Source organism: Pseudoclavibacter sp. RFBB5 (assembly GCF_002931555.1).
Classification (GTDB): domain Bacteria; phylum Actinomycetota; class Actinomycetes; order Actinomycetales; family Microbacteriaceae; genus Pseudoclavibacter.
The window spans coordinates 261,769-280,720 of the sequence record NZ_PSTZ01000010.1 but is presented as its reverse complement, the minus strand read 5'-3'; the positions used below and the strand labels follow the sequence as shown (position 1 = coordinate 280,720).

13 protein-coding genes and 2 tRNA genes are annotated in these 18,952 nt (G+C 67.8%); 7 read left to right on the top strand and 8 right to left on the bottom strand.

All coding sequences use genetic code 11. The features are described from left to right. Nucleotide 1: 1 nt before the first annotated feature. The gene (locus C5B97_RS16065; protein ID WP_258068313.1) at nt 2–1,507 is read right to left on the bottom strand and encodes a family 43 glycosylhydrolase; all 1,506 of its coding nucleotides are present in this window, start codon (nt 1,505–1,507) and stop codon (nt 2–4) included. 153 nt (nt 1,508–1,660) lie between these two features. Then, entirely contained in the window at nt 1,661–2,938 is a 1,278-nt protein-coding gene (locus C5B97_RS16060; RefSeq protein WP_104312982.1) for an ROK family protein, read from the bottom strand. A 181-nt stretch (nt 2,939–3,119) separates the two neighbouring features. On the opposite strand from C5B97_RS16060, the gene C5B97_RS16055 reads away from it, so the two are divergent. From C5B97_RS16055 to nhaA, 3 genes are all read left to right on the top strand, one after another. Continuing rightward, entirely contained in the window at nt 3,120–4,628 is a 1,509-nt protein-coding gene (locus C5B97_RS16055; protein ID WP_104312981.1) for an MFS transporter, read from the top strand. Between the two features lie 126 nt (nt 4,629–4,754). Then, nucleotides 4,755–7,784 carry an aminotransferase gene (locus C5B97_RS16050; protein ID WP_104312980.1) on the top strand — a complete coding sequence of 1,010 codons (3,030 nt, stop codon included), beginning with the start codon at nt 4,755–4,757 and terminating at the stop codon, nt 7,782–7,784. Between the two features lie 132 nt (nt 7,785–7,916). Then, entirely contained in the window at nt 7,917–9,242 is a 1,326-nt protein-coding gene (nhaA, locus tag C5B97_RS16045; protein WP_104312979.1) for a Na+/H+ antiporter NhaA, read from the top strand. Between the two features lie 102 nt (nt 9,243–9,344). On the opposite strand, the gene C5B97_RS16040 is transcribed toward nhaA, so the two are convergent. The 4 genes from C5B97_RS16040 to C5B97_RS16025 all read right to left on the bottom strand — a co-directional run bounded on the left by C5B97_RS16040 (nt 9,345) and on the right by C5B97_RS16025 (nt 14,826). Further along, nucleotides 9,345–10,814 carry a sodium:alanine symporter family protein gene (locus tag C5B97_RS16040; RefSeq protein ID WP_104312978.1) on the bottom strand — a complete coding sequence of 490 codons (1,470 nt, stop codon included), beginning with the start codon at nt 10,812–10,814 and terminating at the stop codon, nt 9,345–9,347. A 189-nt stretch (nt 10,815–11,003) separates the two neighbouring features. Continuing rightward, nucleotides 11,004–13,040, bottom strand: coding sequence for a fructose-specific PTS transporter subunit EIIC (locus C5B97_RS16035; RefSeq protein ID WP_104312977.1), 2,037 nt, complete (start codon nt 13,038–13,040; stop codon nt 11,004–11,006). After that, nucleotides 13,037–14,044: a 1-phosphofructokinase family hexose kinase gene (locus C5B97_RS16030; protein WP_104312976.1), complete on the bottom strand. Its 1,008-nt coding sequence runs from the start codon at nt 14,042–14,044 to the stop codon at nt 13,037–13,039. The genes C5B97_RS16035 and C5B97_RS16030 overlap by 4 nt, the downstream gene beginning before the upstream one ends. Beyond that, nucleotides 14,041–14,826: a DeoR/GlpR family DNA-binding transcription regulator gene (locus C5B97_RS16025; RefSeq protein ID WP_104312975.1), complete on the bottom strand. Its 786-nt coding sequence runs from the start codon at nt 14,824–14,826 to the stop codon at nt 14,041–14,043. Before C5B97_RS16025 ends, C5B97_RS16030 begins: the two co-directional genes overlap by 4 nt. Before the next feature lie 127 nt (nt 14,827–14,953). On the opposite strand from C5B97_RS16025, the gene C5B97_RS16020 reads away from it, so the two are divergent. The 4 genes from C5B97_RS16020 to C5B97_RS16005 all read left to right on the top strand — a co-directional run bounded on the left by C5B97_RS16020 (nt 14,954) and on the right by C5B97_RS16005 (nt 17,582). Continuing rightward, complete coding sequence (locus C5B97_RS16020) at nt 14,954–15,823, top strand: inositol monophosphatase family protein (RefSeq protein WP_258068312.1); 870 nt, start codon at nt 14,954–14,956, stop codon at nt 15,821–15,823. Between the two features lie 228 nt (nt 15,824–16,051). Beyond that, nucleotides 16,052–17,305 (top strand): M23 family metallopeptidase, encoded by a 1,254-nt coding sequence (locus C5B97_RS16015; RefSeq protein ID WP_146080845.1) that lies wholly within the window; start codon nt 16,052–16,054, stop codon nt 17,303–17,305. A 96-nt stretch (nt 17,306–17,401) separates the two neighbouring features. Further along, nucleotides 17,402–17,476 (top strand) — tRNA-Thr (locus C5B97_RS16010). Nucleotides 17,477–17,508: 32 nt separating this feature from the next. Beyond that, nucleotides 17,509–17,582, top strand: a tRNA-Met gene (locus C5B97_RS16005). Nucleotides 17,583–17,687: 105 nt separating this feature from the next. Here the strand turns inward: C5B97_RS16005 and C5B97_RS16000 are convergent. Together C5B97_RS16000 and C5B97_RS15995 are read right to left on the bottom strand one after the other, a co-directional pair. Further along, nucleotides 17,688–18,431 (bottom strand): potassium channel family protein, encoded by a 744-nt coding sequence (locus tag C5B97_RS16000; RefSeq protein ID WP_104312972.1) that lies wholly within the window; start codon nt 18,429–18,431, stop codon nt 17,688–17,690. Nucleotides 18,432–18,524: 93 nt separating this feature from the next. After that, entirely contained in the window at nt 18,525–18,797 is a 273-nt protein-coding gene (locus tag C5B97_RS15995) for a GlsB/YeaQ/YmgE family stress response membrane protein (protein WP_104312971.1), read from the bottom strand. Nucleotides 18,798–18,952: the final 155 nt, after the last annotated feature.

Sequence of the window (18,952 nt, the reverse complement as noted above, 5' to 3'; positions counted from 1 at the left end):
CCTAGAGCGGCTGATAGCGGATTTCAGAGAACTTCGCCGACCCCGTCCCCGCAGAGACGAGGGCGGGGCGCAGGCTGACGAGATCGCCGATCGTGTTCGCGTGGTAGCCGGAGGTCTCGTAGCGCACGCCGTGTCGCGTCCAGTTCTCACCGTCAAGGCTGTGCCAGCTGGTGAGAATGTGCTGGTCGTTGACCAACTTGAGATGGATGCGCCGAGTGGCCGTGACGGGTTCGTGCCAGTAGGTCTTCACGCCGCCCGAGTAGGTGTTCATCTGCGTTCCGTTGATCGTGTGGCCGCAGAACAGTCGATTGTTGAAGAACAGCATGAGGCCTGCTTCAGCGTCACCATCCAGCTCGACCACGGCGGAGAACTCGTACGAGCGATCACCGCCCGTTCGGACGAGCGGTGAGGACTCCGCCACGCTGCCGCCCTTGCCGACGACCTCCAGCGAATCCTGGTGCACGGTGAGTCGCGAGCTTTCGCCGGGTGTCGGTCCGTAGAACGTCCAGCGCTCGCCGAGCTCAAACTCTGGGAGGGACTCGGCTCCAGCGGAGTCACGGATCTGCAGAGTGGATCGATCGGGAGCGTCGAGATCCATCGAGATGTCCTGAGCCAGCGCAACGGGCCAGTCATCGTCTGTCCAGGCGATGGGTTCGAGAAGAAGCTGTCTTCCCAACGTGCGATAGCCGTTCTCGTAACCGTGGGACAGCATCCACCAATCGCCCCTCGGCCCCTCGATGAGCGTCGCATGGCCCCGCGACCACCATGCTTCCGAGGGGTCTGTCGTGCGGGCAACCGGATTGCTCGGGGAGTTCTCCCACACGCCGCTGATGGTCCGAGAACGGGCGACGATCACCATGTGACCCGTAGACGGGCCGCCAGTTCCTCCGACGGCGCTCACGAGGTAGAACCAGCCATTCCGACGGAGGATCTTCGGGCCTTCAAGGGCGTACGCCTCGGTGATCCATTCGTCGGGGTACTGCCAGCCGTCATAGACATGCTCAAGCTCTCCGACGGTCGCCAACCCGTCGTCGGTGAGCTGTATCTTGCGCACTCCGTTGACGAAGAGGTATCGCTTCCCGTCCTCACCGATCGCATGCCCAGGATCGATCGCTCCTCGTATCTGCAGATCGATCGGGTCGCTCCATGGCCCGGTCATCGAAGGAGCGTGGATGACGAATATCGAAGCATCGGCGATCGTCGTCGACCACGGCGCCGGGATGAAGGGGATGTAGATGTAGAAATGGCCATCGACTTCGGCGATGTCCATCGCGAAGACCACCCCGGGGGGATCCTCCAGGGCGGATCCCCGGTGCGTCCAGTTCACGAGATCTGTGGAGTGGTAGATCGGAATTCCTGGAGCTGAGTCGAAGGAGGAGTAGGTCATCCAGTAGTCGTCACCACTCTTGATGACGGTTGGATCAGGCCGATCGCCGTCCAGGATGGGGTTCCTGAACTTGCCGGCACTCGGAGTTCTCATGAGATGGTCATCCTTCGAGTCGAACATTCTGCGCCGCACCTTCGCTGGTGGACGCGCGCTGAGGAGTCGCTGGCGAGCCGTGAGGGGGTGGCCGGGCTGGCTGGGGACTGACTCGCAAAGTTATGTGCGAAATGGACATATGTCAAGGATGCGCTGAGCGGTGTGTGCCCCAGGGGGTGGTCAATGCTCCGACTCGAACGCCGAGATCTCGGGGCGGCCGTTCGCGAACCAACGCGGGAAGGTCTCCTCGAAGAGCTGCTCGCGAACCAACGCGGCGCCTCCCCGGAGCGGCTCCCTGACGTCCCCGACCGACACCATCACGTTGAGATCGCGGGTCGCGAGCGGCGCAGACTGCTCATACACGCGGTGCCTCACCTCGGAGAGGAAGATCTCCCCAGCTGACGCGAGCGCACCTCCGATGACGATCACCTTCGGGTTGAACACGTTGACCATGCCCGAGAGGGCCTCGCCGATGACCCGCGCGGACCGCTGGGTGAGCTGTATCGCGAGTGCGTCGCCGTCTTCGGCCGACACGGCTATGAGCTCCGGAATGAGCGGAGCTCCAGCGGCGACTCGCGAGGCGAGCATTCCCCTCGCCCCCTCCTCGATAGCGAGCTTCGCATCCCTGACGAGAGCCCAGCCGCCCGCGACGGCCTCGACGCAGCCCAGCTTGCCGCACCGACACGCGATGTCCGACCCCGCGAGCTTCACGTGCGCGAGGTCGCCTGCCGTTCCGTTGGCTCCGCGGTGGATCCGGCCGCGAGAGACCAGGCCAGCGCCGATGCCAGAGCCGACCTTGCAGTAGATCAGATCGATATCGGGGAGCTGGCGGTTGGTGCGCTCGTTGATCGCGAGGAGGTTGACGTCCTTGTCCACCCAGACGGGCGCGTCGAAGTGCTGCTTGAAACGCCGGCGGAAGTCGAAGCCGTTCCAGCCTGGCATGATCGGCGGGGCGACCGGTCTTCCGGAGGTGAAGTCCACAGGGCCGGGGATGCCGACAGCGATGCCCCAGACCTGTGTCTCGTCGCCGGTTCTCGCCCGTTCCTCGGTGAGCAGCTGCTCGATGAGCTCCAGCGCCGCGTCCAGGGTCGCAGCTGGACCGCGTGCGATGTCCCAGTCGAGATGCGCGTGCGCGGTCACGTCGCCCTCGAGATGTGAGAGTCCGACGTGGAGGTGCAAGGCGCCGATGGCGCACGTCACGATGAAGCCCCGCTCGCTGTTGAACCGGAGCGTGCGCGGGGCGCGCCCGCCAGAGGATGGGCCGACTTCGCCTTCCACGATGTAGCCCATGTCCATGGCCTGGTCGACCCTCTGAGTCACGACTCCTCGCCCGAGGCCGGTCGCCGTGCCGATCTGGGGTCGCGTCACGGCCTGTCGCGTCCTCACGAGGTTGACCACTCGGAGAAGGCTGGTGACCTCGTCGGTCTGCGCGCCGAATCGTAGCGTCGACTCTCTCATTCCAGAACTTTATCGGACCCCCGGTCGCGGCGACCGGGACCCGAGCATCTTAAGTAGATTTTCTACATAAGTCAGCGTAGGTTGGGACCTGCGTGGGGCTCAGCGAGCCCGTCGCCGTCGCAAAGCAGCGGCAGGTGCACACGATGTCGCGCAGACCGTCCGATCGTTCGGGCTCACACACATGTCACTCTCCCCAACACGGCTCCGACTCCTCGTCGCCTCGCTCCTCACCGTCACCTTCCTCGGTGCCCTCGACCACACCGTCGTCTCCACGTCGCTCGCGACTATCGCGGGTGAGCTCAGCGCACTCGAGGAGATGGGGTGGGTCGTCGTCAGCTACACGCTCGCCAGCACCGTGCTGCTGCCCGTCATCGGAAAGCTCGGCGACATCATGGGCGCCCGCTCCGTGTTCATCGCCTCGCTCATCCTCTTCCTCATCGCCTCGCTCGCATGCGGATTCGCGCCCAACATGGGGCTGCTCATCGCGGCTCGGGTCTTCCAGGGAATGAGCTCCGCGGGCCTGCAGCTCATGTCGCAGACGATCGTCGCGCAGGTCACGAGCCCCAGAGCCCGCCCGAAGTACATGGCCATCATCGGAGCGGCCTTCCCGGTCGCGATCCTGGTCGGCCCCTTCCTCGGCGGCCTGATCGCAGACAACTGGGGATGGCAATGGCTGTTCTGGATCAATCTCCCGGTCGGCATCGTCGCGCTCGTCCTCGCGCTCTTCGCCATCCCGAGCATCCCGCGAACTTCGATGCGCCGCTTCGACACGCTCGGCGCCGTGGCGTTCACCGTCGCGCTCGTCGCCCTCGTGCTCGGCGTGACCTGGGCCTCGGATGCGCAGCTCCTCGCGTCAGCCCTCGCCGCGTTCGCTGTCGCACTGGTCGCCTTCACCATCTTCTTCTGGGCTGAAGTCCGAGCCGAGAACCCGCTCGTGCCGCTCACCATCTTCAAGAACCGGACGGTGTCCGTCGGCACCATCATCGCCGCAGTCAACGGCGTGGGGCTCATCTCCATCACCGCCTACCTGCCCACCTACGTGCAGATGGCGTACGGAACCTCAGCCACCGTCTCCGGGCTCGTCCCGATCGCGACCGTCATGGGAATGCTCGTCAGCAACCTGCTCGTCGGCTTCCTCGCGAGCAAGACCGGCAGGTATCGGATCTTCCCGATCATCGGCACGGCCCTGGGTGCAGGCGGACTCTTCACCATGTCGCTGCTGCCCGTCGGGTTGCCACTCTGGACGCCGATGGTCGTCATGTTCGTGGTAGGACTCGGCTCCGGCTCGTTCATGAGCCTCATGATCGCCGTCGTGCAGAGCGCCGCGCCCAAGAGTGCGACCGGGGCGGTGACGGCCTCCGTCAGCATCGTCGGACAGGTCGGCACGACCGTCACGACCGCCATCATCGGCGGCGTGATCGGCATCGGCGTCGTCGCGATGCTCCCGCTGGGCGTCGACGCGGCAGGTCTCACTCCCGCGGCCGTGCATGCGAGCGAGCCTGGATTCCAGGCCGCCGTCGCGGCGATCTATCGCGACGTCTTCTCGCCGATCTTCGTGGGGCTCTCGATCGTGTACGTGGCAGGGTTCGCCGCGGCGATGCTCCTCCCATCCGGCAGGCTCTCCAGCGAGCGCGGAGACGATGAGGTTCGTGAGCCCGAAGCGCAGAGAATCGCTGCGAGCCACGGCTGAGCGTGCGGGTCGAACGCGACGGGCAGTCCGCTTGGTTCGCTCGCCCTCGACCGCGATGTCGGCGGCCGCCGCTAGCATTGCCTCGGTTCGACCGCGCACCGGTCGGCGACTCGAGGGGGAGCAGTCATGGCCGCATTCGCAGAGGGCATTCCGTCGTTCGCAGAGGGCCTTCCGCGCCCGAACATCACGATCGACGAGGTGCGTCGCATCGCGGCCGAGCTGTACGGCGTCGCTGGTGAGGTTCGCGAGCTCGGCAGCCAGCAGGACCGCAACTTCCTGTTCACCGAGCCGGGTTCACTCCCGCACGCGCCGAGCCGCCGCGTCCTGTTCAAGGTCAGCAACCGGGCCGTGCGCCGCGACGAGATCGAGGCGCAGAACGAGGCCATGCGGCGGATGCACGCGGCGGGCCACCCCTCGCCCGCCCCGCTGCCCAGCGTCAACGGCCACGACATCGAGACGGCCGACGTCGATGGGTCGCCGCACAGCATCCGCCTGCTGGCCTTCGTCGAGGGCACGCCCCTCATCGACTTCGAGCACTTCTCCGCCGAAACGATCGCGGCCATGGGCACGCTCGTCGGGCAGGCCGTCGCGACGCTCGCCGGCTTCGAGCATCCCGGTCTCGACCGCGAGCTGCAGTGGGATCTGCGCGTCGGCGAACAGCTCGTCGAGGATCTCATCGGCTACGTCACCGAGCCCGAACGGCAGGCCTTCGTGCTCGGCGCGCTCGAGGACGTCACGGCCGCGCTTGCTCCCATCAAGCACGAACTGCCGCTGCAGGCCATCCACGGCGACCTCACCGACGACAACCTCGTCGCGACGGCCGGCGCGCTCGGCCGCCCCGAGCTCTCCGGCATCATCGACTTCGGCGACGTGGGAACGGGGTGGCGCATCGCCGAGCTGGCGGTCGCCTGCACGGCCGTGTTCCACCACGACCCCGCTCGCCCCCTCGCCGTGCTGCCGCTCATCCGCGCCTTCGACGCGGTCGTGCCGCTCACCGACGCCGAGATCGACGCGCTCTGGCCGCTCATCGTGCTCAGGGGCGCGACCCTCGTCGTCAGCGGCCTGCAGCAGGTCGCCATCGACGAGGGCAACGACTACGCCGAGGAGGCCCTCGAGCGCGAGTGGACCATCTTCGCCGTCCCGGCCGCCCTCGACTCGCGCGTCGCGACGGCCGCGATCCGACGAGCACTCGGACGCACGGTCGCGGCAGGGCCAGCCACGGCACCCAAGGGCGCGACGCTCCTCGACCCCGAACTCGCCCGCCGCATCCGCGTCGTCACCCTCGACCACACGAGCGCCGCACTGCGCGACGGCTCCTGGCTCGGTGACGAAGGGGCCGAAGCCGAGGCACAGCTGCTGCTGCTCGCCGCCCGCACGGGCGGGGTCGCCGCGACTCGCTTCGGCGAGCCGCGACTCACCCGCTCGGTGGGCGTCTCCCGTGATGCCCCCGCCAACGTCGCCACCGGCGTCGAGCTGTACAGCACAGACGACCTCGCACTGACGGCACCGTTCTCGGGCCTCGTGTCCTCGGCCGAGGGACACGTCACGCTTACGGACGGCACGCGCACACTCGTGATCGCCGGTGCCCGCGGGCTCGTCGAGGGCCGCTCGCTCGAAGGAGAGAGCGCAGCTGTCCCCACTCGCGTCGACGAGGGTGACCCATTCGCCGAGATCGCCGGCTGGGCGCAGGTCTCCCTGCAACTCGGCGAGGTGTCGGCGGTGGACGCCGCTGCCGCGCCGGTCCCGCGCTTCGTGACCGCCGAGGAGTTCCCGGCCTGGCTCGCCGTCATCGGCGACCCGAGCGAGCTCATCGGGCTCGCTCCGAGCGGGGGCAGAGCTGGAGCCGGAACAGGAGCCGACGAGACCCTCCGCGCGCGACTCGACACCTACGCGCCCCTGCAAGGCCACTACTACGCGCATCCGCCGCAGTTCGAACGCGGCTGGCGCGAGATGCTCATCGACACCGCTGGCCGCCACTACCTCGACATGGTCAACAACGTCACGGCCCTCGGCCACGGGCATCCCGTGCTTGCAGACGCGGTCGCGCAGCAGTGGCGCATGCTCAACACCAACTCACGGTTCAACTACGCGTCGGTCGCAGAGCTCTCCCGGCGGCTTCTCGAGACTCTGCCTGACAGCTTCGACACCGTGCTGCTCGTCAACAGCGGCACCGAGGCCGTCGATCTCGCACTCCGGCTCACGAAGGCGTTCGCGGGGCGCGACGACGTCGCCTGCGTCGAGGAGTCGTACCACGGCTGGTCGTACGCGGCCGATGCCGTCTCGACGTCGACCTCCGACAATCCGCTCGCCGCCGAGCTGCGCGCGCCCTGGGTGCACGCGCTCGACGCGCCCAACGCCTACCGGGGCACGCATCGTGGTGACGACGCGGGTCAGCGGTACGCGGCGGATGCGCTCGCCGAGCTCGAGCGCCTCGCCGCCGCCGGAACCCCGATCGGCACGTTCATCGCCGAGCCGCGGAACGGCAACGCGGGTGCCATCGAGGTGCCCCCGGGCTACCTCGCCGCCGTCTACGACGCGGTCCGCGCCGGCGGGGGAGTGGTCATCTCCGATGAGGTCCAGGTCGGGTACGGGCGGCAGGGCGACGTCTTCTGGGGCTTCGAACAGCACGCCGGCCCTGACGGCGAGCCCATCGTGCCGGACGTGGTGACCGTTGCGAAGGCCATGGGCAACGGGCATCCGCTCGGCGCCGTCATCACGCGCTCCGAGATCGCCGAGGCCCTCGCCGACCAGGGCACCTTCTTCTCCTCCGCCGGCGGCTCCACGCTCAGCGCGAGGCTCGGCGTGACCGTGCTCGACATCATGCGCGACGACCGGCTGCAGGAGAACGCGCGCGAGATCGGCGGCTACCTGCGCGAGCAGCTGCTGAGTCTCGCAGAGCGGCAGCCGCTCATCGGCGCCATCCACGGGCGCGGGCTGTACCAGGGCATCGAGCTGGTGCGCGACCGCGAGACGCTCGAGCCGGCCACGGCCGAGACGCTCGCCCTCTGCGACCGGATGCTCGCCATCGGCATCGTCGTGCAGCCCACCGGCGACCGCGGCAACGTCCTGAAGGTGAAGCCGCCGCTGTGCTTCACGAAGGCGAGCGCCGACACGTTCGTCGCAGCCCTCGACGAGGTCCTCACCCGCGGCCTCTGAACGCCGCGCCGCGTCCGCATGCGCGCTGCTATGCACGCCGGGCGAGCGGTAGACTCGTCTCCCGGTGTGCCGGGAAGTCTGGTCGGCGGCTGTGCCACAACCCGCTGGCCGGTCTCAGACGTCAGGAGAACCATGACAGCACCCGCCACTCGACCGACAGGCTTCGCGCGACTGAACGCGTGGATCATGCGCGAGACCACCGGAGGGGCCCTCCTCCTGTTCGCGGCCGCCATCGCCCTCATCTGGGCGAACTCGCCGTGGCGCGGAGGCTACGAGGCGCTCAGCGCGATCACGATCGGGCCAGCCGCCATCCACCTCGACCTGTCGCTCGCGACCTGGGCGGCTGACGGCCTGCTCGCGGTCTTCTTCTTCACCGTCGGCGTGGAGCTGAAGCACGAGTTCGTCTCGGGCAGCCTCCGCAAGCCGAAGGAGGCGGCGGTGCCAGTCCTCGGCGCCGTCGCGGGCATGGCGATGCCGGCCATCCTCTACGTGATCGCGGTGTCCGTCCTCGGCGACACCTCGGCGCTCCACGGCTGGGCGATCCCGACTGCGACGGACATCGCCTTCGCCCTGGGAGTCCTCGCCATCTTCGGACGCGGACTCCCGCGCGGAGTCCGCACCTTCCTGCTGACACTCGCGGTCGTCGACGACCTCCTCGCGATTGTCATCATCGCCATCTTCTACACGGCGGGCATCAACCTGCTCGCGCTGCTCGGATCGCTCGTCGCGGTCGGCGTCTTCCTGCTCGTCGTCCGCTCCAAGCGCCCCTCCTGGTGGCTGCTGCTGCCGATCGCGATCATCGCCTGGGTGCTCATGCACGAGGCGGGCGTGCACGCGACCATCGCGGGTGTGCTGCTCGGGTTCTGCGTGCCATCTAAGAAGGTCCACGGCGAAACCGACTCGCGCACGCATCGGTTCGGCGACAAGATCGGTCCGTTCTCGTCGGGCTTCGCGCTGCCCGTCTTCGCGTTCTTCGCCGCCGGTGTGAACATCGTGGACGGTGATGGTCTCGGAGCGGTGGTCTCGCAGCCCGTGTTCATCGCGATCGCAGCGGCACTCGTGCTCGGAAAGCTCATCGGCGTGCTCGGCATGACAGCGCTCGTCGTGAAGCTGACACCGCTGAGGCTCCCCGACGCGATCGGCGTCAGAGACCTGCTCCCGGTCGGCTTCCTCACCGGCATCGGCTTCACGGTCTCGCTGCTCATCGCCGAGCTCTCGTTCCCCGACTCAGAGCACACGGCGGCTGCGAAGCTCGCCGTGCTCGGCGGCAGCCTCCTCGCGGCCGTGCTCGCCGCGATCACGCTGCGTCACGACGCGAAGCGCGCTCGCAGCGACGACATGAACGAGGACGGCATCCCCGACATCGACAGGACGCCGATCGGAAGCGACGCCGACGAGTCCGAGATCGATGCCCACGTCGACGGGCGCGACGCGCAGCCGCACACCAAGGAGAGCTGACTCCAGCGTCAACCGAGAAGAGCCGGGCTCGCATCCACGTATCAGTGGATGCGGGCCCGGCTCTGTTCTGCGCGGCAGGTGCGCTGCCTCAGCTGCGCCGGATCAGCCGCGCGCCTTGGCTTCGTCGACGACGGTGACGGGGCCCGTCACGCTGAGCTCGTTCTCCCAGCAGTGCACGCCCTGGAGCTCCGGGAGCCGTGAGCGCGTGAAGACGGGATCCTTGCCCAGCTTGCGCTGATCGGTGTAGTCCTTCAGCAGCTTGAAGGCCACGCCGGAGAGGAGGCCGATGGCGACGAGGTTCACGAGCGCCATGAGCCCCATGATGCCGTCTGCCGTGTTCCAGATGAGGTCGGCCGAGGCGATGGATCCGAGGAGGACGACGGCCACGACGGCGAAGCGGTAGACGCGGAGCACGGTCTTGTTCGGGTTGATGAACTCGATGTTCGATTCGCCGTAGTAGTAGTTGCCGATGATCGAGCTGAACGCGAGCAGGAAGATGATGATGCTCAGCAGGATGTTCGACCACGGCCCAAGCGCCCCGACGACGGCCGCTTGCGTGAGGGCGATTCCTCGTTCCGCCCCCGCGAGGTCCGGTGTCGAGACGAGGACGATGAATGCGGTGATCGAGCAGACCAGGAACGTGTCGAAGTAGACGCCGAGGGTCTGCACGAGGCCCTGCTTGACGGGGTGGGTGACTGCCGCGCTGGCGCCGGCGTTCGGCGCTGAGCCGAGGCCTGCCTCGTTGGAGAACATGCCTCGCTTGACGCCGGTCATGATGATGGTGCCCACGGTGGCGCCGAGCACCTCGTTGAAGCCGAACGCCTGGGTGAAGATCTGACCGAACACGACCGGGAGCTGGTCGATGTTCATGCCGACGATGACGATGCCCATGAGGAGGTACATGAGGGCCATGAGGGGCACGACGGCCTGCGTGATCGAGGCGATGCGGTGCACGCCGCCGAAGATGACGAGCGCCGTCAGGATGGCGAGGACGATGCCGACGACCCACGGGATCCAGCTTACGTCGCCGTCGAAGCTCGCGGAGACGGTCGCCGAGATGGTGTTCGCCTGGAGGGAGCTGAAGGCGAAGGGGAAGCAGATGACGAGGATGACGGCGAAGAGGATGCCCATCCAGCGTGACTTGAGCCCGTACTGCATGTAGTAGGCGGGCCCGCCGCGGAAGCTGTCCTTGTCGCGCACCTTGTAGAGCTGCCCGAGCGTGGACTCCACGAAGCTCGACGCGCCGCCGATGAACGCCATCGCCCACATCCAGAACACCGCGCCTGGTCCGCCGATGGCGATCGCGGTGCCGACGCCGGCGATGTTGCCGACTCCGACTCGCGATGCGGCGGAGATCGTGAATGCCTGGAACGCGGAGACCGACTGCGGTTCGCCCGCCTCGTTGAGGGGGGTCTTGTTCGTGAGGGTACGGAACATCTCCGGGATGAGGCGGAACTGGACCACGCCGGAGCGGATGGTGAAGTACACACCGAGCAGGGCCAGGATGGGCAGCACTGCCCACGTCCACAGCAAGTCACCGCCGGCGAGTATGAGTTCGTTGATGAAGTCCATAGTGTGAGTATGCCCGCAGGGAAGTTTCGCTGGAGTAACGATGCGGACTACTCGGATGGACGAGTGTGAGGGCGTGGCCGCACCTCAACGAGTCTCGGGATGGGTCCCGCGCTTCCGGATGGGGTGCAACCCATCTCGAAGCGTGGAACCCATCCCGAGTCAGAGGGAGGCGTCCGCGACGCGAGCGACCTAGTGCGCGAGCTCGCCCTGCAGCGAGGCGGCGACTGGCACGTCGGCGTCGACCGGTGCCTTGCGCACCCACTTCTTGAGGGCGATGACGGTGAGGCCGGAGATGACGGTTCCGATGAGGATCGCGAGCACGAACCAGAGCAGGTTGCCGATGGCGAAGAACACGAAGATTCCGCCGTGGGGTGCCTGCGAGGTGACGCCCGTGGCCATGGTGATGGCCCCGGTGGCGGCACCACCGAGGATGCTCGCGGGGATCACACGCAGCGGGTCGGCTGCGGCGAACGGGATGGCGCCTTCGGAGATGAAGGCAGCTCCGAGAAGCCAGGCCGCGCGGCCGTTCTCCTTCTCCACGGGGGAGAAGAGGCGCGGTGCGATGGTGGTGGCGAGTGCCATGGCGAGCGGCGGGACCATGCCGGCTGCCATGACGGTGGCCATGATCATCCAGGGTGCCTGGTTGTCGAAGGATCCGGCGCCGAGGCCGGCGACTGCGAACGCGTAGGCGACCTTGTTGACGGGGCCTCCGAGGTCGAAGCACATCATGGTGCCGAGGATGATGCCGAGGAGTACGGCGCTGGCGCCGGTGAGGCCGGTGAGCCAGGTGTTGAGGCCGTTGGTGAGGGCCGCGATGGGGCCGCCGAGGAGGATGACCATGAGGCCGGAGGCGATGATGGAGCCGACGAGCGGGATGATGACGACCGGCATGAGGCCGCGCATCCAGCGGGGCACGTTCCACGAGCCGATCCAGTAGGCCGCGCCACCTGCGATGAGGCCACCGACGATGCCGCCGATGAAGCCGGCGCCCATGATGCCTGCGACGGCACCGGCGACGAAGCCGGGCGCGATGCCTGGACGGTCGGCGATGGCGTAGGCGATGTAGCCGGCGAGGGCTGGCACGAGGAAGCCCATGGAGGCTTGCCCGATGGCGGATGCGACTGCGCCGAGGTAGACGAGGAGGCCCGAGCGGGTTGCTTCGTCTGGCGGCAGGTTGAAGAGCGAGTTCTGCAGGATGATGTCGGTGTTGCGGCCGTCGCTGACGATGTCGTAGCCGCCGAGGAGGAAGCCGAGGGCGATGAGGAGGCCGCCACCTGCGACGAACGGGATCATGTAGCTGACGCCGGTGAGCAGCCAGCGCTTGATGCGGGCGCCGACGCTCTCGTTGGCGTTGTTCTCGGATGCTTCGCTGGAGTCGACGGCCGGGACGCGCTTGGCGTTCGGGTCCTTGGCTGCGGCGACGGCCTCGCCCAGCAGCTCGTCCGGGTGGTCGATGCCGCGCTTCACGGGCGACTGCACGACGGGCTTGCCGGCGAAGCGGCCGCGGTCGCGCACGTCGACGTCGTTGGCGAAGATGACGGCGTCTGCGCGCTTGATGATGGCGGGGTCGAGGGGCGTGACCTTCGAGGAGCCCTGCGGCTCGACGTAGAACTCGATGCCCATCTCCTTGGCCTTCGCGGTGAGCGCATCCGCTGACATGAAGGTGTGGGCGATGCCGGTGGCGCAGGACGTGACGGCGACGATGACGGGGCCGGTGGATGCTCCGCTCGCGGCGGGAGCCGCGGGTGCGGCAGCAGCTGCCGGCTTGGCTTCCTCGGGCTCGAGGGCCTTCTCGACGATCGCGACGATCTCTTCCGGGGTGGTCGCGGCGCGGAGCGAGTCGTTGAACTCGGGGACCATGAGGGAGCGGGCGAGCTTGGAGAGCATCTGGAGGTGCTCGTCGTGGGCGCCGTCGGGGGCGGCGATGAAGAAGACGAGGTCGCTGGGCCCGTCGTGGGCGCCGAAGTCGACACCCGGGTTGAGGCGCGACATGGCGAGCGTGGCCTCGGTGACGGCGCCGGAGCGGCAGTGCGGGATGGCGATGCCGCCAGGCACGCCGGTCGCTCCCTGTTCTTCGCGGGCGAGGGCGTCGGCGGCGAGCCCTGCGGCGTCGGTCGCGCGGCCCTGCGAGACGACGCGTTCGGCGAGGTTGCGGATGACATCGGTCTTGTCCGCACCCAGGTCGACGTCGAGGGCGACGAGCCCTGGCGTGATGTAGGTGGTCATGATGCGTTCTCCTTGGTGCTGGTTGCGATGCTGTTGCTGTGTTCGCCGGTGGTGGCGAGGTGGTCGATGCGGACGAGGTCCGGCTGTGTCTGCTCGGGGGATGGGACTCCGCTGCCGGGGAGGGAAGCTGCGGCGCTTCCGTGGGCGACGGCTTGGGCGAGGGCGCGTTCGGGGGTGGCCCCGGTGACGCTCGCGAGCAGGTAGCCGGCGAGCGACGAGTCGCCTGCTCCGACGGTGCTGCGCACGCGAGTGGGTGGCGGGGTGGCGAAGAGGCTGGTGGTGGCGTCTCGGTAGATGGCGCCTGCTCCTCCGAGGGTGGCGAGCACGGCGTCGGCTCCCCGTTCGAGGGCTCTCCCCGCAGCGTCGGCGGCGAGCTGCGGGTCGGCTTCGAGGGTGTCTCCGTCGGAGATGCCGCTCAGGTCGGCGAGCTCGAAGGCGTTCGGCTTGATGAGCTGCACGCGGGTTCCGGATGCGAGGAGTGCTTCGAGCGGGGCGTCTGAGCTGTCGACGGCGACGCGCGGTGATGCGTCGCCGAGCTCGGCGCGAACGGCCTCGATGAGCGTTGCGTAGAAGGAGGAGTCGACTCCGAGCGGCAGGGAGCCCGCGAGGACAAGCCAGTCGGCGCCGTGGGATGCGGCGACGACGGCGGCGACGAGGGCGTCTGCTTCTTCGGCGCTGAGGTGCGGGCCGGGCTCGTTGAGCTTGGTGGTGGTGCCGTCGGTCTCGGTGACGGCGAAGTTGGTGCGCACCTTGCCTTCGATGCGGACGGGGAGCATCCGGAGCCCCTCGGCTTCGACGAGGTGCGTGAAGTCGTCGTCTGCGGATGCGGGGAAGATGGCGAGGTTGTCGAGCTTGGAGGCGCGGAGGGCGCGGGAGACGTTGATGCCCTTGCCGCCCGCCTGCGACTCGCTGCCGGTGAGTCGCTGGACTTCACCTCGAGCGAGCGGGTGGGGGAGGGCGAGGGTCTTGTCGATTGCTGGGTTGGCGGTGACGGTGACGATCATGCGAGCACTGCTTCCACGTCGTTCTCGGTGAGCGCGGCGGCGAGTGCCGCACGCGGGGGCTGGTCGGTGACCAGGGCATCGACGCTGGAGAGCGGCGCGATGTGGGTGAGGGCGTCTTGGTCGAACTTGGAGGCGTCGACGGCGACGACCACGCGGCGGGCGCCTCGGCACATGGCCGACTTCACTGCCGCCTCGTCGGGGTCTGGGGTGCTGAGCCCGAATTCGGCGCTGATGCCGTTGGTGCCGACGAAGGCGAGGTCGGGGCGGAGCGCGGCGAGCTGGGCGAGGGCGCTCGGGCCGACGGCGGCGCTCGTGAGGCCTCGCACTCGCCCGCCGATGGCGATCGTCGTGAGCTCGCTGTGCGCCGCGAGGAGCGCGAGGATGGGCAGGGAGTTGCTGATGACCTGCAGCTTCGCGAGCTCGTCTGAGGGTCGTCGCACGAGGGCCGCGGCGATCTCGGCGGTGGTCGTCCCGGCGTCGATGAGGATGGACCCGGTGAAGCCGCGGGGGATGAGGCGCTCGGCGGCTTCGCCGATGCTCACCTTGGCGTCGTGGTTGAGCGGCTGCCGTTCGGCGACGGCGGTCTCGGCGAGGCTGCCGAGGGAGTTGCTGACGGCTCCGCCGTGGACTCGTCTGACGAGGTTCTCGAGCTCGAGCTGGTCGAGGTCGCGGCGGATGGTCTCTGGTGTGACGTCGAGGTCGCCCGCGAGTTCCCGCACGGCGACTTTCCCGTGCTGGGTGATGCGTTCGAGGATGAGCGCGTGCCGCTCCGTTGCGTACATGGATGCTCCTGTGCGATCCGGGTGTTGGTTCTGGTGGAGAGCGTACGCCCGAAGCGGGCGTAAAACAAGAGAAACAAACACAAACACAGAATCAGCCCGCGAAGGGCGCGCTTGCTACGCTCCAGCGGTGACCCAACGCGACGCTTCCTCACCTGCACCAGACGCCGATCAGTTCGCTCCCGAGCAGCTGCGGGAGCTCCTCGACATCGCGGTGACGCTCGCGACGGAGGCCGGCGAGCTCGTGGCTGCGCGCCGGAAGGAAGGCGTGGCGGTCGCCGACACGAAGTCGTCGTCGGTGGACATCGTCACCGCATCTGACCGGGAATCAGAGGCCCACATCCGCCGCCGTCTCGAGGAGCTCCGCCCTGGCGATGGCTTCTTCGGTGAGGAATCAGACGCCACGGCAAGCGAGACGGGACTGACCTGGGTGGTCGACCCCATCGATGGCACCGTCAACTACCTCTACGGCTACCCGAACTACGCGGTGAGCGTCGCGGTCGTTCTCGGCGATCCAGGTTCTGAGCCCTCAAGCTTCACCGCGCTCGCCTCAGCCGTCGTCAACCCGGAAGGTCGCGAGTCCTTCACCGCCATGCGTGGGCAGGGGTCCTGGTGCAACGGCGAGCGGCTGCACGTGGACGCGGCCCCGCCTCTCGAGCTCGCTCTCGTCGGCACGGGCTTCAGCTACGCGGCCGAGCGTCGTGTGCAGCAGGCGGAGCAGTGGACGACGCTTGCCGGTCGCGTGCGCGACCTGCGCCGCGTGGGCGCCGCATCCCTTGATCTCTGCAACATCGCGATCAATCGGCTGGATGCGTACTACGAGTCGGGGCTGAACCCGTGGGATCACGCAGGGGCGGCGCTGGTCGCCCGCGAGGCCGGCGCGGTCGTCGTGGGCGAGGCGATGGGGCGCGAAGGGCGCCGCCTGATCATCGCGGCCAAGCCGGGTCTCGAGGTCGAGCTGGCCGATCTGGTCACGTTGCTTCCTGGGGTTGGCCTCTGAATCCGTGACGGTGGCACGCCCGGGGTGCGCTGGACAGCAAGAATTACGCCCGACTTGGAACGTCGTCGGCTCCCGCGCCCTCCCGCGTGATTGCTGGCCACGCGGCCGATGGGCCGACCCTCGCGACGGGCCACACAGAGCCTTGATTCCCCGGAGACCTTGAAGTTTCCGTGACCTGCGCGTTACTATTTACCAGTTCGTTATAAACCGCGGTAAGGATATGAATCGTTGACTTCCCTTCTCACATCGGGCCAGGAGCAGGCTCAGCCGGCGCCCATGACCCGTCGAGAACTCCGCGAAGCAGAGCGTCTCGCATCGCTCGCGGCTAGCGCGCCAGAGGCAACGCCGGAGGCATTCACCTCCCGCCGTGCCCGCCGCGAGGCGGAGCGCACCTCGACTCCAGTGCAGACGGCCCCCGTCATCACCGCGGCCCTTGCGCCGCAGGTCGTGTCGATCGCCGAGGCGGCGCCCGTCGTCTCCGCACCTGCACCGGCCCCCGCGTCCATCGTCACGCCGAGCATCGCCGAAGTCGCGCAGATCCGCTCCGACGAGACCGAGTCGACCGCTCGCATCGAGCGCGCTTCGGTCGCGGTCCTCGAAGTGCCGCTGAGCTTCGCACGCAACGAAGAGGCTCTTCGCCCCGAGGTCGACAGCAAGACCGGCCGCCGCGGCCTCGTCCGCGTCAAGAACTCAGAGTCGTCGCACAAGAAGCGCGGCGCCCTCCTCCGCGGCGCGGCAGGCGTCACGGCACTCGGCTTCGCGGCGACCATCGCCGTCGTCTCGACGATGCCCGCCAACGCGACCTCCACTCAGGAAGACCAGGTCGCAGGCGACAGCGCAGCAGCGCTGGCCGACGCCGTCTCCTCGGTTCCCGGCCAGACCCTCACGGTCTCCGGTGGCGAAGGCACGACGGTCGAGCGCGAAGACGCGTACGCCGTCACCACGATGGGGTCGGCCACCGCCGCCAACCTCATGAGCCTCGTCGACCGTGGCACCTACAAGAACGACCTCTCCTCGACCGTGCAGTGGCCGTTCCCGGTCGGCGTCGCGATCACCGACGACTTCGGTCCTCGCGTCTCGCCCGGTGGCATCGGCAGCACGAACCACATGGGCATCGACTTCGCACCCGCTCAGGGCACGCCGATCGGCTCGATCGCCGGCGGCACCGTCAAGAGCGTCACCCCGACCGACAACGGCGGCCTCGGCGTGCACGTCATCGTCGAGCACGTCATCAACGGGCAGAGCTACGAGAGCGTCTACGGCCACATGCTGACCGGCTCCATCGCGGTCAAGGTCGGCGACGTCGTCAAGGTCGGCGACGAGCTCGGCAAGGTCGGCAACACGGGCGCATCCACTGGCCCCCACCTGCACCTCGAGGTGCACACGGCGGACGGCAACAAGATCGACCCGATCGCCTTCCTCACGCAGTTCAACGTGGTTTCCACGGTCGTCACGATGCCAGGCGAAAGCGCTGGCGCGTAACACGCGGTCCACGACGAGGGTCGTGTTCTCACGGGGTTCCGTGAGGTGCTATCCTCATCTGGTGCCATTCCGAGCCACAAGCTCGATTGGCATCTCGCCCCGATAGCTCAGTGGTAGAGCACTTCCATGGTAAGGAAGGGGTCGTCGGTTCAAACCCGACTCGGGGCTCCATTCTGGAGCAGGTGTCTGTTGCAGAAACCCTTGGCTGGGTAGCTCAGTTGGTGAGAGCGCACGACTCATAATCGTGAGGTCGAGAGTTCGAATCTCTCTCCAGCTACAAACAAAGACCCGGTTGCCTTCTGGCGGCCGGGTCTTTCGCGTCGGCGGGTCTTATGTGTTGGCCGGTCTTTGGCGTCGGCCCGGTCGGGCTGGGCTCAAGGCGTCAGCGAGCGGCCTGGCCCTGGCCCTGGGCCGTCGCCTCGGCTTCGCCCGGCACCTTCGCTGTCAGCTTCGCTGCGATCGTGTGCGCGTCTTCGCGGATGGCCGACATGATCGTCGCGCTCACGAAGCCTACGATGAGCACGCCGGAGACCATGAGGGAGACGGCGAGCGCGCGCCCCGCGATCGTGACGGGTGTGAAGTCGCCGTAGCCGACCGTCGTTATGGTGGTGAACCCCCACCAGAGGGCGTCGCCCATGCTCAGGATGTTCGCGCCTGAGGTGTTGTGTTCGACGAGGTACACGCCGAGCGAGGCCGTGTATACGTACAGGAGCGACGCGATCGAGACGGCGAGGACGTTGCGGGTGCGCTTGGCCCTCGCGCCGCCGCCTCGGAAGAACGGCAGCCGCCAGAGGTACGTGACGATGAGGAACGGTCGCAGGATCACGACGAATAGCGACAGCAGGTCGAACCATCGGGATCTGACGAAGGTGAGCTTGGCGGGGCTGACCAGGAGACGCACGACGAACTCGGCGATGAAGAGCATCCAGCTGACCGACACGACCGTCGTGAGCTGGCCCTGCGCATCCGTCGGCAGCTGCACGTCGATGAGCAGGATGGACGAGGCCGCGAAGAAGGCGACAGCCACAAAGAACATCGGCAGCGCCGTCAACTGCTCCCAGCGTTCGAGTGCGCGCCAGCGGGCCGCTGCACGGTCGGGGTGGGGGATGGTCGCGCTCGGGGTCATGCATCGAGCGAACCACAGCTAGCCACGAGAGCGCGAGCGCAAACAACAGCGGACCCCGGCCGAAGCCGAGGTCCGCTGTTGAGGTCGTACGGGTTACGCCTTGTTCTTGCTGCCGCGGCTTGTGATGAAGCCCCAGATGACGAGCACGATGAGCGACCCGCCGATGGCGAGGAGCCAGCTGCTCAGCGAGAAGAACGAGTCGACGTCAGCGCCGAAGAGCGCCGTGCCGATCCATCCACCCAGCAGTGCGCCGATGACGCCGAGGATGAGGGTTGCGATCCATCCGCCGCCCTGCTTGCCGGGCAGGATGAGCTTCGCGATGGCCCCGGCGATGAGTCCGAGAAGGAGGAATGCGAGGAATCCCATGAGAGCTCCAAAGTTCGATGTTGACTGTAGTCGCCGGTGTCGGACGCTGGCCGCCCCTTGTGGCGCTCGTGGCGCTCAGCGGTGCAGCCAGGCTCTTCACCGGACAGTCCATTGTGGACCCCGGATATCGGTATATGGAAATCCTGTGCGCAAAC